The sequence below is a fragment of the Massilia phyllostachyos genome (genome assembly GCF_021044825.1).
In the GTDB taxonomy this organism is placed as follows: Bacteria; Pseudomonadota; Gammaproteobacteria; order Burkholderiales; family Burkholderiaceae_D; genus Telluria; species Telluria phyllostachyos.
In genome coordinates this window covers 71,484-96,409 of the sequence record NZ_JAJNOC010000005.1, presented here as the reverse complement: position 1 = coordinate 96,409, position 24,926 = coordinate 71,484, and the positions used below count along the sequence as shown (strand labels likewise).

Below are 24,926 nucleotides of genomic sequence, written 5' to 3'. Positions count from 1 at the left end.
TGTGATTACCCTGTGTTTTTCCTGTTCTTAAGCTGTTACCAAGCTGTTGGCATCCGGTGGATTACTTCTTCACCTTCACCGGGCGGCTCCAGCCTTCGATGGTCAATTGCTTGGGACGCGAGATGGTGAGCTTGCCGGCCGGCGCGTTCTTGGTCAGCGTAGTGCCCGCACCCAGCGTTGCACCTTTACCCACGGTCACCGGCGCCACCAGCTGGCTGTCGCTGCCGATGAAGGCCTCGTCCTCGATCACGGTGCGGAATTTATTCGCGCCGTCGTAATTGCAGGTGATCACGCCGGCGCCGATGTTCACGCGCGAGCCGACCGTGGCGTCGCCGACGTAGGCCAGGTGGTTGGCCTTGCTGTGCGCGGCGACCTGGCTGTTCTTGATCTCGACGAAGTTACCCACATGGACGTCCTCGCCCAGCTCGGTGCCCGGGCGCAGGCGCGCGTACGGTCCGATCTGCGACTTGTCGCCCACCACTGCGTCTTCGATGTGACAGAAGGGCTTGATCTGGACGCCGCCGCCGACCCTGGCATTCACCAGCACACTGTGCGCCCCGACCGTCACGCCGTCCGCCAGCTCGACCCGGCCTTCGAACACGCAGCCGACGTCGATCGTCACGTCTCGCCCGCAGATCAATTCTCCGCGCACGTCGATGCGAGCAGGATCCATCAAAGTCACGCCTTTTTCCAGCAGGGCAGTAGCAATATTCAATTGATGGCGGCGCTCGAGCTCGGCCAACTGCACCTTGCTGTTGACGCCGGCCACTTCCCATTCCGCCGACGGAGACGCCGACACTACCGGCACGCCATCCGCCACGGCTTGCGCCACGATGTCGGTCAGGTAGTACTCGCCCTGGGCATTGTTGTTCGACAGTGCCGCCAGCCATTTCTTCAGGTGCGGCGTCGGGATGCACATGATGCCGCTATTGATCTCACGGATCGCACGTTCGGCCTCGTTGGCATCCTTTTCCTCGACGATGCGCACGATATTGCCGTTTTCCCGCACGATGCGGCCCAGGCCGAAGGGATTGGCCTGCTCGACCGTCAGGATCGCCAGCTTGTCCTTGCCGGCAGCCTCGACAAGGCGGCCGAGGGAGGCGGCGGTGGTCAGGGGCACGTCGCCGTACAGCACCAGGGTCGGCACGCTCTCGTCGAGCTGCGGCACCGCCTGCATCACGGCGTGGCCGGTGCCCAGCTGCGGCTCCTGCTTCGCGGTGTCGATGGGCGTCCCGGTCTGCTCGGCCAGCCTGGCGACCATCTCCGGCACCGCTGCGCCCCCGTGACCGTAAATCACGCATAATTTATTTAAAGACAAGCTGCGCGCGGTATCGATTACGTGCTGCAACAGCGGCTTCCCCGCCAATGGATGCAGGACTTTCGGCAAGGCGGATTGCATGCGCTTTCCCATGCCGGCGGCGAGGATCACAACGTTCATATGCGGTCTCAAAAAGTTGAAAATATGAAAAAGTTTAACACGCCAGATACCTTGATTCGGCGCACTGTTGCGCTATGGATAGTTGCACTATTCACTCTGCTGACGGCTTGTAGCTCAGTGAAATTTACGTATAACCAAGGCGATACCTTACTGTATTGGTGGTTGGATTCCTATGCGGATCTGGAAGGCGAGCAGGCCGACATCGCCAAGCGTGACATCGATAAATTGTTCCAATGGCATCGCCAGACCCAGCTGCGCGATTACGCCGCCCTGCTCGGCACCATGCAGCGCGAACTGGCCGGCAATCCCACCCAGGCTGACCTGATCAATATCTATAAAGAGATCCGCGTCCGCGGCGAGCGCCTGGCCAGCCGCGCGGTGCCGGAGATGACCACGCTGGCACTGTCCATCAAACCGGATCAGATCGCCGATATCGAGCGCAAGTTCAATGCAAAAAACAAGGAATACCGCGAGAAATTTATTGAAGGTAGTGTGGAAAAGCGCCAGCGCGCCCGTTTCAAGAAGGCGATGGAGCAGCTCGAACTGTGGTTCGGCCGCTTCAGCAGCGAGCAGGAAGACGTCCTGCGCCGCACCATGAATGCGCGGCCGCTCGACAACGACGTCTGGCTGGAAGAGCGCATCTGGCGCCAGCGTCGCATCCTCACCCTGCTGCGCAAGTTCCAGCAAGAAAAGCCGAACCGTGAACAGGCCGCGGCGCAGATCACGGCGATGCAGCGCGAGCTGTTCGGCCGCATGGAGTCGCCCGAGCGCAAGGCCTTTTATGACACCAGCGTCGACCAGACCACCAAGTTCATCCTGACCGCGATCCGTCTCGCTACGCCGGCGCAGAAGAAGCACGCCCAGGAGCGCATGCAGGGCTGGATCAATGACTTCCAGACGCTGGCGGCCAATAGATAGCATCGAATAAAGGCGGCACATGCGCATGCTATAGTGCCGCCCATGCAAAAGAAGCCCTCCCCCAAGCCCCACGGGGCTCCGCGCCTGGCCCCGCGCCAGGTCCGCATCATCGGCGGCGCCTGGAAACGCGCGCTGCTGCCGGTCCTCGACGCCGAAGGCCTGCGTCCGACGCCGGACCGGGTGCGCGAGACCGTCTTCAACTGGATTAACCACCAGCTCCCGGGCGACTGGGATGCGTCGGCCTTCCTCGACCTGTTCGCCGGCTCCGGCGCCCTCGGCTTCGAGGCGGCCAGCCGCGGCGCCGCTTCCGTCACCATGGTGGATAACCATGGTGCGGCGGCACGCCAGCTGGAAGCCAACCGCGACAAACTGAAAGCCAGCAACGTCACTGTCCTGCGCGCGGATGCGCTGCACCTGGCGCGCGACCTGGCGGCCCGCGGCCAGCGTTTCGACGTGATCTTCGCCGATCCGCCTTACCAGCTCGGCCTGCTGAGCCAGGTCCTGCCGCTGTGCCGGCCACTCCTGAAAGAGGGCGGCATGGTGTATGCGGAGACTGGCGAAGCGCTGCCGCTCGAGGGCGAGCTACCCGACTGGCTGGCCGGTTGGGACGCCGTCCGTGCCGATAAGGCGGGCATGGTCTACTATTACCTGTTGAAACCGCAAGCGAGCGCGGCATAAGCGAGACATATAACGCCGATCCTGCACAAGGATTGGGCAAAGGCTGCCCTACGCTGGGGCGGCTGCCGGATTTTCAGGCATAATGCGCGTTCTGACAGGCAGATTTTCTCCAAGGGAGCCGCAATGGTTGTAGCCGTTTATCCAGGTACGTTCGATCCGCTCACGCGCGGGCACGAAGACTTAGTGCGCCGTGCGTCGGGCCTGTTCGACCGCCTGGTGGTAGGCGTGGCCGACAGCAAGAACAAGAAACCGTTCTTTTCGCTCAACGAACGCCTGGAAATCGCCAACGAAGTGCTCGGGCATTACCCGAACGTGCAGGTCGAGAGTTTCTCGGGCCTGCTGAAGGATTTCGTGCGCAAGCACGATGCGCGCGTGATCGTGCGCGGCCTGCGCGCGGTGTCCGACTTCGAATACGAGTTCCAGATGGCGGGCATGAACCGCTACCTGCTCCCGGATGTCGAAACCCTGTTCCTGACTCCGTCCGACCAGTACCAGTTCATCTCGGGCACCATCGTGCGCGAGATCGCGATGCTGGGCGGCGACGTGTCGAAATTCGTCTTCCCCTCGGTCGACCGCTGGCTGCAAAAGAAGATTGCAGCGATCAAGGCGGCCCCGGCAGCTTGAAAGCAGTAGAAGCGAGACCAGCATGGCTCTGATGATTACCGACGATTGCATCAACTGCGACGTCTGCGAACCCGAATGCCCGAACGACGCCATCTCGATGGGCGCCGAGATCTATGAAATCGATCCGCACAAGTGCACCGAATGCGTCGGTCACTTCGAAGAGCCGACCTGCGCGGTGCTGTGCCCGGTCGCGTGCATTCCCCTGAACCCGGCCTGGCGCGAATCGCGCGAGGAATTGCAGGCCAAGTACGAACGCCTGACCGCCGCCAGGGCGGACGCCTGATTCCCCGAGCCGGCTGCCCAGCCGGCTTTTTTTATTCCCCTATTCCCCAGCAGGCGCGCCAGCCTGCGTGCGTTCCCGCACTTCCATCCTGCATCCGCGTGACTAAGCTGTCCCCATGGATGCGAAAGACAGCCACCAGGAAGCGCTGCCTTCTTCCGTGCACGAGCATGTCGGCACCTTGTCCGAGTTCTATGCCCGTCACGAAGAAGAGTTGACGCCTGCGCAACGCTTTATCGAGCGGATCAGCGTCTTCCTCGGCAGCCCAGCTTATGTAGCAGGCAACCTGGCCTTCGTCGTGCTCTGGATCGCCTGGAACCTTGCGGCGCCCGAGCTCGGCTTCAGCCAGTGGGACGAACCACCTTTCTTCTGGCTGCAGGGCCTGATCGCCCTGAACGCCTTCATCATCTCTACCACCGTGCTGATTCGCCAGAATCGCATGTCCACCCTCGCCAGCCAGCACGCCCACCTCGACCTGCAGGTGAATCTGCTGGCGGACGAAAAGACCAGCAAGATCATCCAGCTGCTCGAGCAGCTGCGGCGCGACCTGCCGCAGGTCGCGGACCGCACCGACCCCGAGGCCGAAGAGCTGGCCAAGCCCACTGACACCGAAGCCGTCCTGTCCATTATCGAGGCGTCGTCCGAGCGGCTCAACTGCGAGAAAAAGTAGGCCCTGATTCGGATCGTCTCATTACTTACCTTAAATTACCGAACTCACTAAATACAATGTGAACTTCGTATAACGCATACGATTTCTCATCAATATGTTGTTTTCTATACGCTATCTTCTTTGATTTAACCCATCTCACAACGCCACTCATCCGAATACGACTACCCATCCAAGTTCTGGCTTTATTCTTATATCTCATCATATGTAGCAGCAAACTGCATACAATTCTCAGATATGACTGCAATAGCAAATTCCCGCCAAGTTGACTCTTTGTGATATTTGTTAAATTGGATGAGCGTGAAAAGTCGGGTGACGGAGAGTCACACGCCGCCACACGCCATCAGGTCGAAAGCGGAAGGACCAGGAAGACGGACGAAAAAAAACGCGGCGTCCGAATCGGAGGCCGCGTCAATGGAGGAAGACGGTTAGAAGGACGTTGTCCTGGATCAGAAACGTTCGCCCAGATGCACCTTGGGAGGCCGCGGGCGGATGGTCAGCACTGCAGCGCGGCCGATACCGACGAGCAGCGGACGGAAGAACATGGCCACACCACCTGCCAGTGCCAGTCCAGCCGCGGTACACAGGACATCGCCGACGGGAACGGCGGCAGCGGCGGTCTGGAGGAGAGCAAGCGTGTTCATGATGGGTTCGATGTTGAGTTGCCAAGACTATAGTGCGACGCAACATATAAATCTAATTTTGTTCACTGATGACGATTATCCATTTCATGAATAGTTAAGGTACACTCATGGCAACGTCCGTATTGCTACTACTAATCCATGAGCTTCCTGACGCTTGACCTGAACCTGCTGCGCGTATTCGACGCAGTCATGACCGAGCAAAACCTCACCCGCGCGGCGGGCCACCTGGCAATGACCCAGCCGGCGGTCTCGAACGCCATCAAGCGCCTGCGCGAAAGCCTCGGGGACGAACTCCTGATCCGCACCGCCTACGGCGTCAAGCCGACGCCGCGCGCGGAAGCGCTGTGGCCGGCCGTGCGCCAGGCCCTGGCCGCGCTGGAAGCGGCGGTGATGCCGGAAACCTTCGACGTCTCGAAAGCCCAGGCGACCTTCCGCATGGCGATGGCCGACGCGACCGCCGCCCTGTGGCTGCCGTCACTGATGCGCTCGATCGAGCGCGAGGCGCCTGGTGTGAACATCCGCATGGTGCCCCTGACGACGCGCGAACCGCGGCCGATGCTGCTGCGCGGCGACATCGACCTGGCGGTCGGCTTCTTCCCCGGCGTGGCGGCCCAGCTCTCCTACGAAACCGGCTCGCCGATCCGCCACGAGCGCCTGTATTCGGGCGTCTACGTCTGCGTGATGCGCAAGGACCACCCGCTGGCCAAGGAAAAGCTCGATCTCGATACCTATTGCAAGGCGAACCACCTCCTGGTGAGCTTCTCGGGGCGCGCCCACGGCCTGGTCGACGAGGCGCTGGCGCAGATCGGGCGCGAACGCCGCATCCTGCTCACCGTGAACCAGTTCTTCACGGCAGGGCGGGTGGTGGCGAACTCCGACCTGATCACGGTGCTGCCGAAGCACTTGATGGTGTCGACCGGCATGACCGATTTGCTGGTGTGGCGCGAGCTGCCCTTCCAGCTGCCGGCCGTCCACCTCGACATGCTCTGGCACGAGCGCGACGGCCGCAGCCCGGCGCACCGCTGGCTGCGCAACAACCTCGAAGCCATGGCGGAAAGCGCGGCGCCGAAGACGGGCGCGCGCAAGGTGGTGTAAGGCGGGGGACCCCGATCAGCGGATCGGCAGCTTGGTGGTGTTCTTGACCTCTTCCATCACCGCATAGGTGTGCGTTTCGCGCACACCTTTCTGCAGCAGGGTCTTGCCGAGGAATTCACGGTAGGCGGCCATGTCCTTGACGCGCGCCTTGACCAGGTAGTCGAAGCCGCCGGCCACCATGTGGCATTCCAGCACTTCCGGGATCATCTGGACGCTCTGTTTGAACGCATCGAAGACCTCGGGAGTGGTACGATCGAGCACGACTTCGATGAACACGAGCAGCGACACGTCGAGCAGCTGCGGGTTGAGCTGGGCGGTGTAGCCGGTGATGTAGCCGGACTCATGGAGTTTACGCACGCGTTCCAGGCAGGCTGCCGGAGACAGGTTGACGCGCGCGGCCAGTTCGACGTTGCTGATTCGCCCGTCGTTCTGCAATTCCGCCAGAATTTTCTTGCTGATCTTGTCGAGCATGGTCTGTCTCCTGCCATGTAAACATTATTCGGTCAGATTGTCGCACCAAAAACTATCTTTTGCTAGTCTGTCTTAAAAACAGAATTAATCCAGAAGATTTCCTTCTACAATCGAATCATTCCAAGGTATTCCGCAGTACGCCGGCCGCTCACATAGTGGTCCGGCGTTTTTTGCTGTGTGCGGCGTGCCGGGCGAACTCCGATTCCTTTTTCTGAAGAGACACCATGCAGACTGCCGCAGCTCCGGCTACGATCCTTTCGTCCTCCACCTTCGTGCCATTCGGTGCGCTCCAGCAGGAGGTCAAGCGCGAGCAGACGCCGCTGCGCGCGGCCATCACCGCCGCCTACCGCCGCGACGAACGCGATGCCGTCCAGTGGCTGCTGGCGCAGGGCGCCAGCGCCAACGGCGATGCCTATATGCTGGCCCACCGCCTGGTCTCGAGCGTGCGCGAAAAACGTACCCGCGCCTCGGGCGTGGACGCGCTGATGCATGAATTCTCGCTGTCCTCGGAAGAAGGCGTGGCGCTGATGTGCCTGGCCGAAGCGCTGCTGCGCATCCCGGACAACGAAACCGCCGACCGCCTGATTGCCGACAAGATCAGCCGTGGCGACTGGAAGAAGCACCTGGGCGAATCGCCGTCGCTGTTCGTGAACGCGGCCACCTGGGGCCTGCTCATCACCGGTAAACTCGTCTCGACCAATAGCGAAAAGAACTTGGGCTCGGCGCTGACCCGCCTCATCGCCAAAGGCGGCGAGCCGCTGATCCGCAAGGGCGTCGACATGGCGATGCGCATGCTGGGCAACCAGTTCGTCACCGGCCAGACCATCGACGAAGCCCTGAAGAACAGCCGCGACAACGAAACCCGCGGCTACCGCTACTCCTACGACATGCTGGGCGAGGCGGCGCTGACCGAACTCGATGCGAAGAACTACTACGCTTCCTACGAGACCGCGATCCACGCGATCGGCAAGGCCTCGAACGGCCGCGGCATCAAGGATGGCCCGGGCATCTCGATCAAGCTGTCGGCCCTGCACCCGCGCTACAGCCGCGCGCAATATACCCGCGTGATGAGCGAGCTGCTGCCGCGCGTGCGCAGCCTGGTCCTGCTGGCCAAGCGCTACAACATCGGCATCAACATCGACGCCGAGGAAGCCGACCGCCTCGAGATCTCGCTCGACATGCTGGAATCGCTGGCTTTTGATGCGGAACTCGCGGGCTTCGAAGGCATCGGCCTGGTGGTGCAGGCCTACCAGAAACGCTGCCCCTTCGTGATCGATTACCTGGTCGACCTGGCGAAACGCAGCGGCCGCAAATTCATGGTGCGCCTGGTGAAGGGCGCCTACTGGGACGCCGAGATCAAGCGCGCCCAGGTCGAGGGCATGCCCGGCTATCCGGTCTATACCCGCAAGGTCTACACCGATGTGTCCTACCTCACTTGCGCACGCAAGCTGCTGGCAGCGAGCGACATCCTGTACCCGCAGTTCGCCACCCACAACGCGCACTCGCTGTCGGTGATCTACACCTGGGCCAAGGCGGACGGCATCGACAACTACGAATTCCAGTGCCTGCACGGCATGGGCGAAACCCTGTACGACCAGGTCGTCGGCGCCAACAAGCTGGGCAAGGCCTGCCGCATCTACGCGCCGGTCGGTTCGCACGAGACCCTGCTGGCCTACCTGGTGCGCCGCCTGCTGGAAAACGGCGCCAACTCTTCCTTCGTGAACCAGATCGTCGACGAAAGCGTGGCGATCGACTCGCTGCTGGCGGACCCGTTCGAACAGGCGCGCGCCACCAAGGGCGAGCCGCATCCGGCGATCGCCCTGCCGCTGCGGATGTTCGGCGCCGAGCGCAAGAATTCGGCCGGTTTCGACCTGGTCAACGAAGACATCCTGAACACGGTCACGAACGGGCTGGCCCAACAGCGCCAGCACGTCGCCCAGCCGCTGATCGCCGGCCCGATCGAGGCCAGCGAACGCGCCGACGTGATCAATCCGGCCATGGCGAGCGACGTCGTCGGCCAGGTGGTCGAAGCCACCCGCACGGACGTGGAGACCGCCCTGTCGGCAGCGAACGCCTTCGCCGCCGAATGGGCCGCCACCGGCGTCGACACCCGCGCCGCCATCCTGGAACGCAGCGCCGACCTGTTCGAAGAAAACGCCACCGAACTCATGGCCCTGGCCGTGCGCGAAGCCGGCAAGTCGCTGCCGAATGCGATCGCCGAACTGCGCGAAGCGGTCGACTTCCTGCGCTACTACGCGGTGCAGGCGCGCGAGGCCAAGGCCGAGGGCGCGCTGGGTCCGGTGACGTGCATCTCGCCCTGGAACTTCCCGCTCGCGATCTTCACCGGCCAGGTCGCCGCCGCCCTGGTGGCCGGCAACGTGGTGCTGGCCAAGCCGGCCGAGCAGACTCCCCTGATCGCGCACCGCGCGGTGGAGCTGTTCATCGAGGCGGGCACGCCGCGTGCCGCGCTGCAGCTGCTGCCGGGCCGCGGCGAGGTGGTGGGCGCGGCCCTCACGTCCGATGCGCGTGTGAAAGGCGTGATCTTCACCGGCTCCACCGAAGTGGCGCAGCTGATCAACCGCACCCTGGCCAAGCGTGCGGAACAGGAAGGCATCGACATTCCGCTGGTGGCGGAGACCGGCGGCCAGAACGCCCTGATCGTCGATTCCTCGGCGTTGCCGGAGCAGGTGGTGCAGGACGTGCTGTCGTCGGCCTTCGACTCGGCCGGCCAGCGCTGCTCGGCGCTGCGCGTGCTGTTCCTGCAGGAAGACATTGCCGACAAGACCATCACCATGCTCAAGGGCGCGATGGGAGAACTGCGCGTGGGCAGCCCTGACCGCCTGGCCACCGACATCGGCCCGGTGATCGATGCCGAAGCCCAGGGCAATCTGCTGGCCCACATCGAACGCATGCGCGCCACCGCGCGCAGCCATTTCGCGCTCGCGCTGCCAGAAAGCGTGACCGCCAACGGCACCTTCGTGCCGCCGACCGTGCTCGAAATCGGCTCGCTGGCGGAACTCAAGCACGAGGTGTTCGGCCCGGTGCTGCACATCGTGCGCTACCGCCGCGCGGACTTAGGGAAGGTGATCGACACCATCAACGCGACCGGCTATGGCCTGACCCTGGGCGTGCACTCGCGCATCGACGAGACCATCGACTTCATCGTCGACCGCGCACATGTGGGCAATATCTACGTGAACCGCAACATCGTCGGCGCGGTCGTGGGCGTGCAGCCGTTCGGCGGCGAAGGCAAGTCGGGCACCGGCCCGAAGGCCGGCGGCCCGCTGTACCTGAAGCGCCTGCAGCGCAATGCCGCGCCGCTGATGGAACACAGCCGCGTGTTCGACGCCGGCCTGGACGCCCTGCTCGGCTGGCTGCGCGCGAACGGCCAGAAGGAGGTCGCGACCCTGGCGCAAGGCTATGGCCGCACGGCGCTGACCAATGTGGAAATCGCCCTGCCGGGCCCGACCGGCGAGCGCAACACGCTGGCGTTCACCAAGCGCGGCACCGTGCTGTGCGCACCGAAGACGGCGGCCGGCCTGCTGAACCAGCTGGCGGCTGCCCTGGCGACCGGCAACCGCGCGCTGGTGCTGGCCGAGCCAAGCTTGATTCCGGCCGACCTGCCGGCGCTGGTGAAGGAGCGCGTGCGCTTCGTTGGCCAGGATGAAATCGATGCGAGCGAATTCCAGATCGCGCTGCTGGAAGCGGGCCTGGCCGGCTCGCTGCGCGCGAAACTGGCGGCGCGCACCGGGGCGATCGTCGGCATCGTCGATACCACGGCGCATGAAGCGGTGGCGCTGTGGCGCCTGGTGGCCGAGCGCGCCGTCTGTGTCAACACGACGGCGGCTGGCGGCAACGCAAGCCTGATGACCTTGGGCGTGTGATGATGAACGGGGAGCGAAAGCTCCCCGTTTTGTTTTGAGCGAAGTAATGGCAATACCGGAATGCAAAATCTCATAAAACGGAGGCAGACATGCTGGTTGGCGTACCAAAGGAGATCAAGAATCACGAATATCGCGTCGGCCTGACGCCGCCCTCGGTGCGCGAGCTGACGTCGCGCGGCGTCGAGGTCGTCGTGCAGCAGGGCGCCGGCGAGCAGATCGGGCTGTCGGACGAGCAGTACACGGCCGCCGGCGCCACCATCGCCGGCTCGGCGCAGGAAATCTTCGGGCGCGCCGACATGATCGTCAAGGTCAAGGAACCGCAGCCGCAGGAATGCGCGATGCTGCGCGACGGGCAAATTCTCTACACTTACCTGCACCTGGCGCCCGATCCCGAGCAGACGGCGGCGCTGGTGAAATCGGGCGCCGTCTGCATCGCCTACGAAACCATCACCGGCCCGGGAGGCGGCCTGCCGCTGCTGGCGCCGATGAGCGAAGTCGCCGGCCGCATGGCAATCCAGGCCGGCGCCGCGCATCTCGAGAAATCCAAGGGCGGCATGGGCCTGCTGCTGGGCGGCGTGCCGGGCGTGGCGGCCGGGCACGTGGTGATCATCGGCGCCGGCGTGGTCGGCACCAATGCGCTGCAGATGGCGGTTGGCCTCGGTGCGCGCGTGACGGTGCTGGACAAGAACGTCGACCGCCTGCGCCAGCTGGACCTGGTCTACGGCAACCGCATCGCGACCCTGTATTCCAACGCGCATGCGATCGAGGAAGCGGTGCTGGACGCCGACCTGGTGGTCGGCGGCGTGCTGGTGCCGGGCGCCGCGGCGCCGAAGCTGGTCACCCGCGACATGATTTCACGCATGAAGAAGGGGGCCGTGGTGGTGGACGTGGCGATCGACCAGGGCGGCTGCTTCGAGACCTCGCACCCGACCACCCATGCCGATCCGACCTTCGTGGTCGACGGCGTGATCCACTACTGCGTGGCGAACATGCCGGGCGCGGTGGCGCGCACTTCCACCTTTGCCCTCAACAACGCAACCATCGGCCACGCCGTGGCGCTGGCCACCAAGGGCTGGCGCGAGGCCTTGTCGAACGACGCCCACCTGCGCAACGGCCTGAACGTCTGCCAGGGCAAGGTAACGTTCCAGGCCGTGGCCCGGGATCTCGGCTATGACTACGTGCCGGCGGAATCCCTGCTGGCCTGAAGGGGTGCCTCAGCCAGATCGCGGCAGATGCGCCGGGTGATGTGAAAAGCGTACTGCGCGGCCACCGATTTCACGAAGCGCATGAAATCGATGGCCGCGTGTTCGTTCGCATTGTCCGAAATCGTGCGCAGCACGGCGCAGGGCACGCCCAGCTCGTGGCACACCTGCGCAACCGCGGCGCCTTCCATTTCGACCGCCACCAGGCCGGGAAGGGCCTGGTTGAGGCCATCGATGTGCTTTCCATCGTTGACGAACTGGTCGCCGCTCGCCACCAGACCGCGGTGCACGCGCGGCTGCGCCAGCCGGAATGCCTGCCGTTCGTTTTCCTCGATAACCTCCAGGAAGTCGCGCTCCAGGAAATCGTGGGCAGCCCGGGACAGGCGCAGCGACAAGCCGTGGTCTGGCTGGAAGTGCGTCAAACCGGTCAGCGGCACCTCGAAACGCGGGAACAGCGGGCTCGCATCCATGTCGTGCTGGACCAGCGCCTCGGCCACCACGATGTCGCCAACCTGCACCGACGTGTCTCCAGCGCCGGCGACACCGGTAAACAGGATGTGCGTAACTCCGAACTTTTCCACAAGCGTGGTGGCGGTCATGGCGGCGGCAACCTTGCCAATTCGCGATAAAACGCACACAGCGTCGATTTCCCAGAGTTTTCCTGTCCGGTACTCGCGCATGCCATGGATGAGCCTGGAGGGCCCTCTCATGGCTTCCACGAGTCCCAGCTGTTCTTCCTGCAATGCGCTGATGATCCCCAATCGCATGGTTTTTCCTGTTTTGATTTCTTGAAGCGCCCATGTTGTGCTGAATTTTTCAGCAAGAACGGCAAGATGAGCGGCCATTGTCCTGCCTGAGCTGTGCATAAGGAAGGGCTTGTGCACAGCGCATGCCGACATGCGTCGAGCACGTCAAGCGACTTGTCCAATGCTTGTCCAGCGCTTGATCGAGGTCATCCGTTCACTGTTGTCAGGCAGTCGCATTGCCATTGTGCGTGTCTTAGCTAAGAGAGGCCAGTGAAAGCGGGCTTCCTGGATGACGTTCGCAGTCGCGAAGTCTCGGGTCTTTAGTTAACTAAAGTTTGTATATAAAGCTGGTAGTAGATAGTAAACGCGCATCTTTCTGTTGATAAGTTCGGTTTACTCCACAGTATCAAGGACTTGGCTGCGCGTTTACCGGCTGAACAAAGCGTGTGTGGCGTTTGAACGGAACGTGGACAAATTTTTGGCTACCCAAAAAAGCCGTCGTTCTGCACATCCGCTCCTGTGGATATGCGTCGGCTTTTCCACAGCCGCGATGCCGATTTGCGAGCAAGACAGCAGTCGTGCAGGCTTGGCCAGCTATTCCAGGAGCCTCGATAAGCACTGGCTGACCATGCCGGCAAAACGAACAGGGCTTGCGAACACTGTTCAGACAGCTGGAAGGCGACGCTTTTTTGCTGAACGCTTTTCGTATTCGGTCTGCAGGCCTGGAAATCGGCCATGGACGCGGTTGTTGGTCTTGTTGTTGTAGTAAACAAGTTTGTATACAAACTGGTAGTGATAGTAAACGCGCATCCTTGTGTGGATAAGACCGGTTTTCTCCACAACGTCAATGGTTTACGGTCGCGTTAACCTGCTGGACAAAGCTTGTTTCTGAGTTGGAAGAAAGTTGGACAGATTTTTGGCGTACTAGGTTAACCGAGCTTTCTGCACATTCCATTCTGTGGATATCCCGTCTGTTTTCCACAGCTTGAGAGCGCTCAGGCGATTTGCTGTGCTCGCAGTGGTCTTCACATGCTGGAAAGCGCAAAGCAGGACCAGGCCGATCTGGTCTCAGGATTTGTCGGTTTCACGCGACGAGCCGGCAAATTTTTTTTTTTCGCGGCCTTTCCGGTTTACAAACAAGTATGTGTATACAACGGTAGTAGTAGTGGTTAACGGCCCACGCTTTCTGTGGACAAGCCTTCGAAGCGTCGAGAAATCAACTACTTGGAGGAAGAATAAGCCGGTGTACTGGACACCTGATTCCGACGTTCGAAAGTTGGACAAGAATCCGTACCTACCCAAAACAGCCGCGTTTTGCACAAACCGCACCTGTGGATATCCAGATCGTTATCCACAGATGGGGGCTGGACAGGCGTTTACGATCTGGTAAGCTTGCCTCATCGAATGACGAACGCAGGGGACTGGATGGATCTCGACGCGCTGTTTCGCATGCCCATGTCACGCCTGTTGGAGGGGGAGAGTGCGAGGGCTTCGGGTTTCGGATGCGTCGCTCGCGTTACCATTGCCAACATCTCGAGCCGGGGACGGTAGCCCGTGGAATCGGCCGGCGAGTACGACTACATCATCGTCGGGGCCGGCACATCGGGCTGCGTGCTGGCCAATCGCCTGACCCGCAACCGGGACGTGAACGTCCTGCTGCTGGAAGCCGGCGGCAAGGATGACTATCTGTGGATTCACATCCCGGTCGGCTACCTGCGCTGCATCGGCAATCCGCGCACGGATTGGCTGCTGCGCACCGAAGCCGAGCCGGGCCTGCATGGACGGGCTTTGATCTACCCGCGCGGCAAGGTTCTGGGCGGCAGTTCCTCGATCAACGGCATGATCTACATGCGCGGCCAGCCGCTCGACTACGAACGCTGGGCCGAGGTGGCGGGTGACGATTCCTGGCGCTGGGAGCGCGTGCTGCCGCTGTTCAAGCGCAGTGAGGATCACTATCTCGGCGCCAGCGAACTGCATGGCGTCGGCGGCGAGTGGCGAGTCGAAAAGCAGCGCCTGTCCTGGGCGATCCTGGACGCTTTTCGCGAGGCGGCGGCGCAGAGCGGCATCCCGAAGATCGACGACCTGAACGCGGGGCAGGGAGAAGGATCGGCGTATTTCGAGGTCAACCAGCGCCGTGGCATCCGCCTGAATACGGCGAAGGCTTTCCTGAAACCGGCGTCGCAACGGCCGAACCTGACGATCATGACCGGCTGCCAGGTCGAGCGCCTGCTGTTCGCCGATACGCCGCAAGGCAAGCGCTGCACGGGCGTCCAGTTCACCGGCGGCGGGCGCGCCTTCACCGCCACGGCGCAGCGCGAAACCCTGCTGGCGGCCGGAGCCGTCGGTTCGCCGCAGATCCTGCAGCTGTCCGGCATCGGGCACGCGGCCGACTTGCAGCGCCACGGCATCGCGCCAATCGCCGACGTGCCAGGCGTCGGCGAGAATCTGCAGGACCATCTGCAGCTGCGGATGATCTTCAAGGTGCAGGGCGTGCGCACCTTGAATACGCGGGCGACCAGGCCCTTGGGAAAATTCCTGATCGGCCTCGAGTACGCGCTGTTCCAGAGCGGCCCGATGTCGATGGCGCCTTCGCAGCTGGGCGCCTTTGCCCGCTCCTCGCCCGAACGCGCGGCGCCGGATTTGCAGTACCACGTGCAGCCGCTCTCGCTCGACAAATTCGGCGATCCGCTGCACCGCTTCCCGGCGTTTACCGCCAGCGTCTGCAACCTGCAACCGAGCTCGCGCGGCCACGTGCGCATCGCCTCCGGCGACAGCTATGCGCCGCCGAAGATCACGCCGAACTACCTCAGCACCGAGCAGGACCGCCGCATGGCGGCCAGCGCGCTGCGCCTGACGCGCCGCATCGTGGCCGCGCCCGCGCTGGCGAAATACCGGCCGGAAGAATTCATGCCGGGCCTGCAGTACCGGAGCGAGGAGGAACTGGCCCATGCGGCGGGCCTGGTCGGCACCACGATCTTCCACCCGGTCGGCACCTGCCGCATGGGCCGCCCCGACGATCCGCTGGCCGTGGTCGACGGCAGCCTGCGCGTGCGCGGCGTGCAGGGATTGCGCGTGGTGGACGCCTCGATCATGCCCTTCATCACCTCCGGTAACACCAATTCCCCGACGATCATGATCGCGGAAAAGGCTGCTCAAGACATCCTGGCCGCCCATCCTTGAGACGGCGGTGCAAATGCGCACAAGCGCCGTGCGCCGATACCGCTTATCCGCGGCGCGTAGGGTGACGCGGCCATATTGTGACGGACTGGGCTTGTATGTATGATCTGATCAGCTTTCCTTCGATTCGCTTGATCGCAGCTCCTCGTGCCTGGAGCGGAACTCTAGCCATTGCTTTGGTGTCTCACGCTACGTAAGTTGGTATGCAGGCACACTGTCGAAATGGCTCAGCTATGCCGCGAAAACCAAGCGACGAAGCTGAGTTTGACGATATGCATGGCATACAGGTAAGTGAAAACCTGGAAGTCAAAAAACGGTTCGCCACCGACGCTCTCGCGGCGACAACGGCACTACCCGTGGCGAGTCTGACGGTAAGGTCAGGCACTGCCGCCGGCATACTGCTGGTGGGAGGCGGGAAAGTCACGCCTGTCAGATGCGAGCACGGTCAACAAGACGGTTCGGGGCAGGAAGAGGACGCCAAGCACATCTGCTCATGTCTTTGTTAGCAGATTCAATGTCGGACGTCATCCTGGGGACAAGCAGGTTCACTAAGGAGTTCAAGGGATTCACGGCGATTGGCGGCCTCGACCTTCGGGTCGAGCGCGGCCATATCCGAGCCCTTAACGGCGCTGTCAAGACCACCTGCTTCAACCTGCTCACCAAATTCCTCGCTTCTACGTCCGGACAGATCCTGTTCAATGGTCGGGACATCACGGCCGCCTGGCCGGCCCAGGTCGCGCGCATGGGCATCACCCGTCCCTTCCAGATTTCAGCCGTGTTGACGGTACGGGACAATATCCGCATCGACCTGCAGCGCCGGCTCTCATTTCTGGCGCAGCAGCCACGCTCTGGACAGCTTGAACGAACGCGCGCTGGCACTGCTGTGGGAGGTCGGCATGGAGAACTTTACCGATGCGCTGATGGCCGACCCGCACTACGGCCAAGTACTGGAGGCGATCTAGACAATGAGCCGCGCGCCGTCTCGCTCGGCTACGAGGTCGACCGCTACAAGCTGCTCGCCTTCGTCCTGTCCGCGGCGCTTGCAGGGCTTGCCGGGGCCACCAAGACGGTCGTGCTCGGCTTCGCGAGCCTGACCGACGTGCACTGGACCATGTCGGGCCTGATGGTGCTGATGACCCTGGTCGGCGGCATGGGCACGATGGCAGGTTCGGCCTTGGGCGCCTGCATCGTGGTGGCGCTGGAGAACAAGCTCGGCGACCTTGGCGCCTGGCTGGCGGAGCGCTCCGGCGTGGCCTGGTTCGGCACGCTGGGCGAGTCGGTCGGCATGGTGACGGGCCTGATTTTTATTGTCTGCGTTCTCTTGTTCCGTCGTGGTATTGTGGGGGAAATAGCTTTGAGGCTAAAGACATGAACCTCGAATCGCATTTCCTTGACGTCAACGGCCTGCGCATGCATTACGTCAGCGCAGGCGAGGGCCCCACCGTGATCCTGATGCACGGGTTTCCGGACACCCACGAAATCTGGCGCCATCAGATCCCGGCGCTGGCGCAGGCCGGTTACCGGGTGATCGCGCCGGACATGCGCGGCTACGGCAAGACCGATGCGCCGGAAAGTACCGGCGCGTATGCGATCCGTTTCCTGTGCGCCGACATTGTCGGCCTGATGGATGTGCTGGGTGTGGAGAAGGCGACCATCGTCGGCCATGACTGGGGCGGCCTGGTCGGCTGGCAGCTGTGCATGAGTTCACCGGAACGCATCGAACGCTTCGTGGCCATGTCGACCGGCCATCCGGCCGCGATCGCCGGCGCCGGCGTGACCCAGCAGATGCGCTTCTGGTACATCCTCGGTTTCCTGATGCCGGTGGTGGCGGAACACGCGATCCGCGCCAACGACTGGTTCTTCCTGCGCCAGATGACGCGCCGCCCGGAGCAGCTGGCGATCTGGCGCGCGGCGCTGGAGCCCGAAGGGCGCCTGACCGCGGCGCTGAACTACTACCGCGCGAATATCAAGCTGGGCCAGCCGGCGCGCTGGCGCCCGGTCGACGTGCCGGTCATGGGCATCTGGAGCGACCGCGACCCGGCACTGGGCGAGAAGCAGATGCTGGACTCGGCCCAGCATTGCCGCGCGGGCTTCCGCTACGAAGTGCTGAGCGGGGCAGGGCACTGGATGCAACTGTCCGCCACCGAGCGCCTCAATGCGCTGCTGCTCGACTTCCTGCCGCCGTACCAGGCCGCAGCCTGATTCGCAGGTTGGCGGTTTGCCTTCGCCTGGTCCTTCGGTCATTCGCATGATGCGCCGGAGTACAATGCAGCCTCTGCATTTCTCCACGTAATTCCCATGATTGATTTTGCTTGGCTCGGCGCGGCTGCCTTCGCGGCCGGCCTGGTCGATGCCGTCGTTGGCGGCGGCGGCCTGATCCAGATTCCGGCCGTATTCTCCGTCCTTCCGAAAGAGGTTCCCGCAACACTGTTGGGCACCAACAAGCTGGCCAGCATCTTCGGCACCAGTGCCGCTGCCGTGAACTACGCACGCCGGGTCCGGGTAGCGTGGAGCACGGCGGCGCCCGCGGCCATGGCGGCATTCATCCTCTCCTTTGCCGGCGCGTGGACCGTGACGCGGGTGCCTGCCGATTTTGTACGTACGCTGTTGCCGATCATCCTGGTGGCGGTGGCTGTCTACACTTTTAAAAAGAAAGATCTGGGTACGGTCCACGCGCCGGTGCATAGCGGCCTCGCCGAGCGCTACTGGGCGATCGGCATCGGCGCCGCCATCGGTTTCTATGACGGCTTCTTCGGACCGGGCACTGGCAGCTTCCTGATCTTCCTGTTCGTACGCTTCTTCGGCTTCGACTTCCTGAGCGCGTCGGCGGCGGCCAAGATCGTCAACGTGGCGTGTAACTTCTCGGCCTTGCTGTGGTTCGGGTACAGCGGCCATATCCTGTGGCAGCTCGGCTTGATGATGGCTGTGTGCCAGATCGCGGGGGCGCTGCTTGGCACCAGGCTGGCCCTGAAGCATGGCAGCGGATTCGTGCGCAAGCTGTTCCTTGTCGTGGTGTCCGCCCTGATCCTGAAGACCGCCTACGACGCCTTCACCAAGATCGGGTGGTGACGTTCCACGTGAAACAATCAAGCCGGGTTCGCCTGGCTTTTTTGTTTGTTTCACGTGGAACAAAATCTGCCGTTTTCAGACCGTCGAAGAGTCCTGCAAGAAAAAAGAATCTATAATCGCGCATTAGTCTCCTCGCCCCACTCCTCATCATGCTATTTCCAACTGAATTCGACGTCATCGTCGTCGGCGGCGGCCATGCCGGTACCGAGGCTGCGCTCGCGTCCGCACGCACGGGTCAAAAGACCCTGCTGCTGACGCACAACATCGAAACGCTGGGCGCCATGTCCTGCAACCCGTCGATCGGCGGCATCGGCAAGGGCCACTTGGTCAAGGAAGTCGACGCCCTCGGCGGCGCCATGGCGATCGCCACGGACGAATCCGGCATCCAGTTCCGCATCCTGAACTCGTCCAAGGGACCAGCCGTGCGCGCTACTCGCGCCCAAGCCGACCGGGTCTTGTACAAGGCGGCGATCCGTTCGCGCATCGAAAACCAGCCGAACCTGTGGCTGTTCCAGCAGGCCGTCGATGACCTGATGGTGGAGGGCGACCGTGTGGTGGGCGCCGTCACCCAGGTCGGCCTGCAGTTCCGCGCCCGCGCCGTGGTGCTGACCGCCGGTACTTTCCTGGACGGGAAGATCCACGTCGGCCTGCAGAATTACTCGGGTGGCCGAGCCGGCGATCCGCCTGCGCTGTCCCTGTCGAGCCGTCTGAAAGAACTCAAGCTGCCGCAAGGCCGCCTGAAGACCGGCACGCCGCCACGCATCGACGGCCGCAGCATCGACTTTTCGGTGCTGGCCGAACAGCCGGGCGACCTCGATCCGGTGCCGGTGTTCTCCGTCATGGGCAACGCCGCCATGCACCCGCGCCAGGTGCCGTGCTGGGTCACGCATACCAACGAAAAGACCCACGACATCATCCGCAATGGTCTCGACCGCAGCCCGATGTACACCGGCGTCATCGAAGGCGTCGGCCCGCGCTATTGCCCGTCGATCGAGGACAAGATCCACCGCTTCGCATCGAAAGAGTCGCACCAGATCTTCCTGGAACCGGAAGGCCTGACGACCAACGAGTTCTACCCGAACGGGATCTCGACCAGCCTGCCGTTCGACGTGCAGCTGGAACTGGTGCGCTCGATGCGCGGCCTGGAGAATGCCTTCATCCTGCGTCCCGGCTATGCGATCGAATACGATTATTTCGACCCGCGCGGCCTGAAGGCCTCGCTGGAAACCAAAGCGATCAAGGGCCTGTTCTTCGCCGGCCAGATCAACGGCACCACCGGTTACGAGGAAGCCGCGGCCCAGGGCTTGCTGGCCGGCCTGAACGCCGCGCTGCAGACCAAGGGCGAGGAAGCCTGGACCCCGGGCCGCTCGGAAGCCTACCTCGGCGTGCTGGTCGACGACCTCACCACGCAAGGCGTGGCCGAACCTTACCGGATGTTCACCAGCCGCGCGGAATACCGTCTGTCGCTGCGCGAAGACAACGCGGACATGCGCCTGACCGAGATCGGCCGCAAGCTCGGCATCGTCGGCGACGCCCAGTGGGCGGCGTTCGAGGCCAAGCGCGAAGCGATCGCACGCGAACTGGAACGACTGCGCTCGACCTGGGTCAACCCGCGCATCCTCGCGGCCGCCGAATCCGAACGCGTGGTGGGGCAGGCGCTCGAGCGTGAGTACAACCTGGCCGACCTGCTGCGCCGTCCCGGTGTGCAGTACGACACCTTGATGTCGATGACCGGCATGGAAGGCCAGCCCCTGGCCGGCCCCGGCGTCGAAGATCCGGCGGTAAAGGAGCAGATCGAGATCCAGCTGAAGTACGCCGGCTACATCAACCGCCAGGCGAAGGAAGTCGAGCGTCACGACCACTACGAGAACCTGAAGCTGCCCGAGAACCTGAACTACCTGGAGATCCAGGCGCTGTCGATCGAGGTGCGCCAGAAGCTCGATAAGCAGCGTCCCGAAACCCTGGGCCAGGCATCGCGCATTTCGGGAGTGACCCCGGCGGCGATCTCGCTGCTGCTGGTGCATCTGAAAAAACGCGGCGCCAAGGGCTTCACCAATGCACCAGCGGAGGCGGCGCAATGAGGTATTACGACCCTGCCGCGCTGGCCAAGGTACTGGCGGACGGCATCGCCGAAATGAAGCTGGACATTCCTGCCGAACAACAGGAAAAGCTGATGGGTTACCTGGCGCTGATGAACAAATGGAACAGCGTCTACAACCTGACATCCCTGCGCGACCCGATGCAGATGGTGACCCACCACCTGCTCGACTCGCTGGCCGCGGTGCCGGCATTCGCCGGCGCGCGCAATGTGCTGGACGTCGGGGCAGGGGGCGGCCTGCCGGGCATCGTGCTGGCCATTACACGGCCCGACATGAAGGTGTCGATGATCGACACCGTGCACAAGAAGACGGCTTTCCTCAAGCAGGTGAAGGCGGAGCTGGAACTGGCCAACGTCACCGTGCACACCATGAAAGTCCAGGACCTCGAGGTGAGCGACAAATTCGACGTCATCACTTCGCGCGCTTTTGCGGACCTGAGCGATTTCCTGAACTGGTCCGCGCACCTCCTGGCGGAGGGCGGCAGATTCATCGCATTGAAAGGGACGGCGCCGGCGCATGAGCAGGAACGGATTCCTTCGGAATGGCGGATCACGGATTTGCAGCCCCTTCACGTGCCGCGGCTAGGCGCGGAACGCCACCTCGTGTTTGTGGAGCGTTCCGTATAAACGATATATATCGTTTATATCGTACAAACAGTTTATACCGTTTATAAAATACGAACCGTTAAAATGATTTGAACGGTATGAACGATATAGCTCTTCCAACGGATAAGAATAGATGGCGAAGATTTTTTGCGTAGCGAACCAGAAGGGCGGGGTCGGCAAGACCACCACCTCCGTCAACCTGTCGGCCGGCCTGGCGAAGCTGGAGCAGCGCGTGCTGCTGGTGGACCTCGACCCGCAGGGCAACGCCACCATGGGCGCCGGCATCAACAAGGCGACCCTGGAAAACTCGATCTACCAGGTGCTGCTGGGCGAGGCCGACGTGGCGGCCGCCAAGGTGCGCTCGGAAGCGGGGCGCTTCGACGTGCTGCCCGCCAACCGCGAGCTGGCCGGCGCCGAAGTCGAGATGGTCTCGCTGGAGAACCGCGAACGCCGCCTGAAGGATGCGCTGGCCGCGGTGGACAAGGACTATGACTTCATTCTGGTCGACTGCCCGCCGGCGCTGTCGCTGCTCACCCTGAACGGCCTGTGCGCCGCGCACGGCGTGATCATCCCGATGCAGTGCGAGTACTACGCGCTCGAAGGCCTGTCCGACCTGGTCAACACGATCAAGAAGGTGCACGCCAACCTGAACACCGACCTGCGCATCATCGGCCTGCTGCGCGTGATGTTCGATCCGCGCATGACCCTGTCGCAGCAGGTCTCGAGCCAGCTCGAGCAGCACTTCGGCGACAAGGTCTTCAAGACCATCATCCCGCGCAACGTGCGCCTGGCCGAAGCGCCGTCCTACGGCATCCCGGGCGTGGTCTTCGATCCGTCCTCGAAAGGGGCGCAGGCGTACATCGCCTTCGGCGCCGAGATGGTCGAGCGCATCAAGACCATGTGATTTTCCAAAGACAGAACTGAAAGCTGACACAGAAATGGCAACCAAGAAACTGAAGGGCCTCGGCCGCGGCCTCGATGCCCTGCTCGGCGGCGACAGCCAGCCGGCCCCAAGCGCCGCGCCTTCGACCCTGAAGATCGACCAGATCCAGGCCGGCAAGTACCAGCCGCGCACGCGCATGGACGAAACCTCGCTCAGCGAGCTGGCCGCCTCGATCAAGACCCAGGGCATCATGCAGCCGGTGCTGGTGCGTCCGCTGGGCGAGGGGGCCAAGGTTCCCTATGAAATCATCGCTGGCGAACGGCGCTTCCGCGCGGCCCAGATGGCGGGGCTGGAAGAAATCCCGGTGCTGGTGCGCGAAGTCGACGACCAGTCGGCTGCGGCGATGGCCCTGATCGAGAACATCCAGCGCGAAGACCTGAACCCGCTGGAAGAAGCGCAGGGCATCCAGCGCCTGATCAACGATTTCGACTACACCCACGAACAGGCGGCCAGCGCGGTCGGCCGTTCGCGCAGCGCGGTGTCGAACCTGCTGCGCCTGATTAACCTGGCCGGGCCGGTGCAGACCATGCTGATGGCGGGCGATATCGACATGGGCCACGCCCGCGCCCTGCTGGCGGTGGACAGCGCGAACCAGATCACCCTGGCCAACCACGTCATCGCCAAGCGCCTGTCGGTGCGCGAGACCGAGAAGCTGGTGGCGCGCGCGCTCGAGGAACAGGCGAGCCCGGCAGCTAGCGCGCGCGCCAAGGACAAGCCGGGCGACATCGTGCGCCTGGAGGAAGAGCTGTCGGACAAGCTCGCCACGCCGGTAATGTTCAAGATGGGTGCAAAGGGGAAGGGGCAATTGATCATCGACTTCGCCGATCTGGATATCCTCGACGGCGTCCTGGCACGTCTGCGCGCATGAGAATGTCACGTTTCGGGTAGCGTTCAACTGACGTATGCATGCCACGTCAACACTTCTTCACCACTGTTTGAACGCGCGGACGGCAAAGCCGTCCACCCTACTGACTCGCAAGTTAAGTAGTTGAAAATATGAGGTTTTTATCACGCCTCGTGTTGCTTCCATCACATCTTTACACAGCAGTTATAAGCGCGGAATCGTTTGACTCGCGTCCGTATAACCACTTATAATCCCGCTGATTCATGTAATTACCACATCAGTAACCATCCAAGTGCGCCAGCGCGAAACTATAAAAATATGCTGCGCATCGTCTCCCTGCAATTGATGGCCACGGTAGTCGCAGGCGTCATCGCCGCACTACTGGGGGGATGGTCTGCGATGTTTTCGGCAGTACTGGGCGGTTTGTGTTGTGTAGTGCCCAACGGCATCATGGCAGTAAGACTGTTCGCCAATACCCACCGGGTGGGCGGCGCCAGTCCTGCAACATTCTTCATCTGGGAATTTGTAAAGATCATATTGACGGTCGCGCTCCTGTTCGCGACCGCCAAGCTGTACCACGATCTGAACTGGCTGGCGCTGTTCGCCGGGTTCGTCGTGGCGCTGAAAAGTTACATCATCTTATTATTTAGGCACTGACATGACGAGTCCAAGCGTAGAAGGCGTCGCGGCAGCAGGAGCGCACGCCAATCCGACCCCATCGGAATACATCACCCACCACCTGGGTCACCTGTCGAACAAGCACCAGGATTTCGTGGTCGACTTCAGCGTCGTCAACATGGATACCGTGTTCTGGTCGGTCCTGATGGGCGTGCTCGGCTGCCTGTTCATGTTCATGGCCGCGCGTAAGGCCACCTCGGGCGTGCCGGGCCGCTTCCAGGCTGCCGTCGAGATGCTGGTCGAGATGGTCGAAGACCAGTCGAAGTCGATCGTCCATGGCGACCGCAGCTTCATCGCCCCGCTGGCGCTGACCGTGTTCGTCTGGGTCGCCCTGATGAACTCGCTGGACTTCCTGCCGGTCGACATGTTCTCGGCACTGTTCGGCCTGCTGGGTGTGGAACACATCTTCCCGTATCACCGCGTGGTCCCGACCGCCGACCTGAACGGCACCATCGGCATCTCGCTGGGCGTGCTGGTCCTGATGCTCTACTACGGCATCAAGATCAAGGGCGTGGGCGGCTTCATCCACGAACTGTTCGCAGCCCCGTTCGGCATCTACATGGCGCCGTTCAACCTGCTCCTGAACATCATCGAATATGCAGCAAAAATGGTGTCGCTCGGTATGCGACTGTTCGGCAATATGTACGCCGGTGAGCTGCTGTTCCTCTTGATCGCTCTGCTGGGCTCGACCGCTACCGCCTTCGGTTTCATCGGTCACGTCATTGCCGGCTCGATTTGGGCGATCTTCCACATCCTGATCGTGTTCCTGCAGGCATTCATCTTCATGATGCTGACGCTGGTGTATATCGGTCAGGCCCATGAAGGCCACTGATCGGCGCCGCAAGCATCGAACAGATAGTGGTT

The 24,926-nt window shown here is 62.5% G+C and carries 21 protein-coding genes and 1 pseudogene; 18 read left to right on the top strand and 4 right to left on the bottom strand.

Annotated features, from left to right (window positions below):
• Positions 1-61: 61 nt before the first annotated feature.
• Positions 62-1,438, bottom strand: coding sequence for a bifunctional UDP-N-acetylglucosamine diphosphorylase/glucosamine-1-phosphate N-acetyltransferase GlmU (gene glmU, locus LQ564_RS15910; protein WP_231059091.1), 1,377 nt, complete (start codon positions 1,436-1,438; stop codon positions 62-64).
• Here glmU and LQ564_RS15905 point away from each other — a divergent pair.
• From LQ564_RS15905 to LQ564_RS15885, 5 genes are all read left to right on the top strand, one after another.
• On the top strand, positions 1,340-2,356 hold the full coding sequence (locus LQ564_RS15905) for a DUF6279 family lipoprotein (protein ID WP_231059090.1): 1,017 nt from the start codon (positions 1,340-1,342) through the stop codon (positions 2,354-2,356). The genes glmU and LQ564_RS15905 overlap by 99 nt on opposite strands.
• Positions 2,357-2,398: 42 nt before the next feature.
• Positions 2,399-3,034, top strand: a complete 636-nt coding sequence (gene rsmD / locus LQ564_RS15900) for a 16S rRNA (guanine(966)-N(2))-methyltransferase RsmD (RefSeq protein ID WP_231059089.1) — start codon at positions 2,399-2,401, stop codon at positions 3,032-3,034.
• 123 nt (positions 3,035-3,157) lie between these two features.
• Positions 3,158-3,658 (top strand): pantetheine-phosphate adenylyltransferase, encoded by a 501-nt coding sequence (gene coaD / locus LQ564_RS15895; RefSeq protein ID WP_231059088.1) that lies wholly within the window; start codon positions 3,158-3,160, stop codon positions 3,656-3,658.
• Between the two features lie 22 nt (positions 3,659-3,680).
• Complete coding sequence (locus LQ564_RS15890) at positions 3,681-3,941, top strand: YfhL family 4Fe-4S dicluster ferredoxin (RefSeq protein ID WP_231059087.1); 261 nt, start codon at positions 3,681-3,683, stop codon at positions 3,939-3,941.
• Positions 3,942-4,056: 115 nt separating this feature from the next.
• Positions 4,057-4,608 (top strand): DUF1003 domain-containing protein, encoded by a 552-nt coding sequence (locus LQ564_RS15885; RefSeq protein WP_231059086.1) that lies wholly within the window; start codon positions 4,057-4,059, stop codon positions 4,606-4,608.
• Between the two features lie 446 nt (positions 4,609-5,054).
• On the opposite strand, the gene LQ564_RS15880 is transcribed toward LQ564_RS15885, so the two are convergent.
• Positions 5,055-5,249, bottom strand: coding sequence for a hypothetical protein (locus LQ564_RS15880; protein ID WP_231059085.1), 195 nt, complete (start codon positions 5,247-5,249; stop codon positions 5,055-5,057).
• A 138-nt stretch (positions 5,250-5,387) separates the two neighbouring features.
• On the opposite strand from LQ564_RS15880, the gene LQ564_RS15875 reads away from it, so the two are divergent.
• Positions 5,388-6,344 (top strand): LysR family transcriptional regulator, encoded by a 957-nt coding sequence (locus LQ564_RS15875; protein ID WP_231059084.1) that lies wholly within the window; start codon positions 5,388-5,390, stop codon positions 6,342-6,344.
• A 15-nt stretch (positions 6,345-6,359) separates the two neighbouring features.
• Here the strand turns inward: LQ564_RS15875 and LQ564_RS15870 are convergent, their stop codons facing one another.
• The gene (locus LQ564_RS15870; protein ID WP_224947006.1) at positions 6,360-6,815 is read right to left on the bottom strand and encodes an Lrp/AsnC ligand binding domain-containing protein; all 456 of its coding nucleotides are present in this window, start codon (positions 6,813-6,815) and stop codon (positions 6,360-6,362) included.
• A 224-nt stretch (positions 6,816-7,039) separates the two neighbouring features.
• On the opposite strand from LQ564_RS15870, the gene putA reads away from it, so the two are divergent.
• Together putA and ald are read left to right on the top strand one after the other, a co-directional pair.
• On the top strand, positions 7,040-10,699 hold the full coding sequence (gene putA, locus LQ564_RS15865) for a trifunctional transcriptional regulator/proline dehydrogenase/L-glutamate gamma-semialdehyde dehydrogenase (RefSeq protein ID WP_231059083.1): 3,660 nt from the start codon (positions 7,040-7,042) through the stop codon (positions 10,697-10,699).
• Positions 10,700-10,788: 89 nt separating this feature from the next.
• On the top strand, positions 10,789-11,904 hold the full coding sequence (ald, locus tag LQ564_RS15860) for an alanine dehydrogenase (RefSeq protein WP_231059082.1): 1,116 nt from the start codon (positions 10,789-10,791) through the stop codon (positions 11,902-11,904).
• Here ald and LQ564_RS15855 read toward each other — a convergent pair.
• A complete protein-coding gene (locus tag LQ564_RS15855; RefSeq protein ID WP_231059339.1) occupies positions 11,874-12,668 on the bottom strand; it encodes a 5'-methylthioadenosine/adenosylhomocysteine nucleosidase in 795 nt (264 codons plus the stop codon). The genes ald and LQ564_RS15855 overlap by 31 nt on opposite strands.
• Positions 12,669-14,201: 1,533 nt before the next feature.
• On the opposite strand from LQ564_RS15855, the gene LQ564_RS15850 reads away from it, so the two are divergent.
• The 10 genes and pseudogenes from LQ564_RS15850 (at position 14,202) to atpB (ending at position 24,894) form a co-directional block, all read left to right on the top strand.
• Positions 14,202-15,827 (top strand): GMC family oxidoreductase, encoded by a 1,626-nt coding sequence (locus tag LQ564_RS15850; RefSeq protein ID WP_231059081.1) that lies wholly within the window; start codon positions 14,202-14,204, stop codon positions 15,825-15,827.
• A 511-nt stretch (positions 15,828-16,338) separates the two neighbouring features.
• Positions 16,339-17,196: pseudogene (locus tag LQ564_RS26030) on the top strand (ABC transporter permease subunit).
• A complete protein-coding gene (locus tag LQ564_RS15835; RefSeq protein WP_231059080.1) occupies positions 17,193-18,026 on the top strand; it encodes an alpha/beta fold hydrolase in 834 nt (277 codons plus the stop codon). Before LQ564_RS26030 ends, LQ564_RS15835 begins: the two are co-directional and overlap by 4 nt.
• 96 nt (positions 18,027-18,122) lie before the next feature.
• A complete protein-coding gene (locus LQ564_RS15830) occupies positions 18,123-18,893 on the top strand; it encodes a TSUP family transporter (protein WP_231059079.1) in 771 nt (256 codons plus the stop codon).
• A gap of 149 nt (positions 18,894-19,042) precedes the next feature.
• Entirely contained in the window at positions 19,043-20,974 is a 1,932-nt protein-coding gene (gene mnmG, locus LQ564_RS15825) for a tRNA uridine-5-carboxymethylaminomethyl(34) synthesis enzyme MnmG (RefSeq protein WP_231059078.1), read from the top strand.
• On the top strand, positions 20,971-21,618 hold the full coding sequence (gene rsmG, locus LQ564_RS15820; RefSeq protein ID WP_231059077.1) for a 16S rRNA (guanine(527)-N(7))-methyltransferase RsmG: 648 nt from the start codon (positions 20,971-20,973) through the stop codon (positions 21,616-21,618). Before mnmG ends, rsmG begins: the two co-directional genes overlap by 4 nt.
• Before the next feature lie 112 nt (positions 21,619-21,730).
• Complete coding sequence (locus LQ564_RS15815) at positions 21,731-22,501, top strand: ParA family protein (protein ID WP_231059076.1); 771 nt, start codon at positions 21,731-21,733, stop codon at positions 22,499-22,501.
• 34 nt (positions 22,502-22,535) lie between these two features.
• Complete coding sequence (locus LQ564_RS15810; RefSeq protein ID WP_231059075.1) at positions 22,536-23,408, top strand: ParB/RepB/Spo0J family partition protein; 873 nt, start codon at positions 22,536-22,538, stop codon at positions 23,406-23,408.
• Between the two features lie 294 nt (positions 23,409-23,702).
• On the top strand, positions 23,703-24,041 hold the full coding sequence (locus tag LQ564_RS15805) for an ATP synthase subunit I (RefSeq protein ID WP_231059074.1): 339 nt from the start codon (positions 23,703-23,705) through the stop codon (positions 24,039-24,041).
• A gap of 1 nt (position 24,042) precedes the next feature.
• Positions 24,043-24,894 (top strand): F0F1 ATP synthase subunit A, encoded by an 852-nt coding sequence (gene atpB / locus LQ564_RS15800; protein WP_231059073.1) that lies wholly within the window; start codon positions 24,043-24,045, stop codon positions 24,892-24,894.
• Positions 24,895-24,926 lie beyond the last annotated feature (32 nt).

Bases quoted from the DNA above. Each gene is read 5' to 3' on its own strand.
- glmU (WP_231059091.1), bottom strand. From the start codon at position 1,438: ATGAACGTTGTGATCCTCGCCGCCGGCATGGGAAAGCGCATGCAATCC.
- rsmD (WP_231059089.1), top strand. From the start codon at position 2,399: ATGCAAAAGAAGCCCTCCCCCAAGCCCCACGGGGCTCCGCGCCTGGCC.
- coaD (WP_231059088.1), top strand. From the start codon at position 3,158: ATGGTTGTAGCCGTTTATCCAGGTACGTTCGATCCGCTCACGCGCGGG.
- LQ564_RS15890 (WP_231059087.1), top strand. From the start codon at position 3,681: ATGGCTCTGATGATTACCGACGATTGCATCAACTGCGACGTCTGCGAA.
- LQ564_RS15885 (WP_231059086.1), top strand. From the start codon at position 4,057: ATGGATGCGAAAGACAGCCACCAGGAAGCGCTGCCTTCTTCCGTGCAC.
- LQ564_RS15880 (WP_231059085.1), bottom strand. From the start codon at position 5,249: ATGAACACGCTTGCTCTCCTCCAGACCGCCGCTGCCGCCGTTCCCGTC.
- LQ564_RS15875 (WP_231059084.1), top strand. From the start codon at position 5,388: ATGAGCTTCCTGACGCTTGACCTGAACCTGCTGCGCGTATTCGACGCA.
- LQ564_RS15870 (WP_224947006.1), bottom strand. From the start codon at position 6,815: ATGCTCGACAAGATCAGCAAGAAAATTCTGGCGGAATTGCAGAACGAC.
- putA (WP_231059083.1), top strand. From the start codon at position 7,040: ATGCAGACTGCCGCAGCTCCGGCTACGATCCTTTCGTCCTCCACCTTC.
- ald (WP_231059082.1), top strand. From the start codon at position 10,789: ATGCTGGTTGGCGTACCAAAGGAGATCAAGAATCACGAATATCGCGTC.
- LQ564_RS15855 (WP_231059339.1), bottom strand. From the start codon at position 12,668: ATGCGATTGGGGATCATCAGCGCATTGCAGGAAGAACAGCTGGGACTC.
- LQ564_RS15835 (WP_231059080.1), top strand. From the start codon at position 17,193: ATGAACCTCGAATCGCATTTCCTTGACGTCAACGGCCTGCGCATGCAT.
- LQ564_RS15830 (WP_231059079.1), top strand. From the start codon at position 18,123: ATGATTGATTTTGCTTGGCTCGGCGCGGCTGCCTTCGCGGCCGGCCTG.
- mnmG (WP_231059078.1), top strand. From the start codon at position 19,043: ATGCTATTTCCAACTGAATTCGACGTCATCGTCGTCGGCGGCGGCCAT.
- rsmG (WP_231059077.1), top strand. From the start codon at position 20,971: ATGAGGTATTACGACCCTGCCGCGCTGGCCAAGGTACTGGCGGACGGC.
- LQ564_RS15815 (WP_231059076.1), top strand. From the start codon at position 21,731: ATGGCGAAGATTTTTTGCGTAGCGAACCAGAAGGGCGGGGTCGGCAAG.
- LQ564_RS15810 (WP_231059075.1), top strand. From the start codon at position 22,536: ATGGCAACCAAGAAACTGAAGGGCCTCGGCCGCGGCCTCGATGCCCTG.
- LQ564_RS15805 (WP_231059074.1), top strand. From the start codon at position 23,703: ATGCTGCGCATCGTCTCCCTGCAATTGATGGCCACGGTAGTCGCAGGC.
- atpB (WP_231059073.1), top strand. From the start codon at position 24,043: ATGACGAGTCCAAGCGTAGAAGGCGTCGCGGCAGCAGGAGCGCACGCC.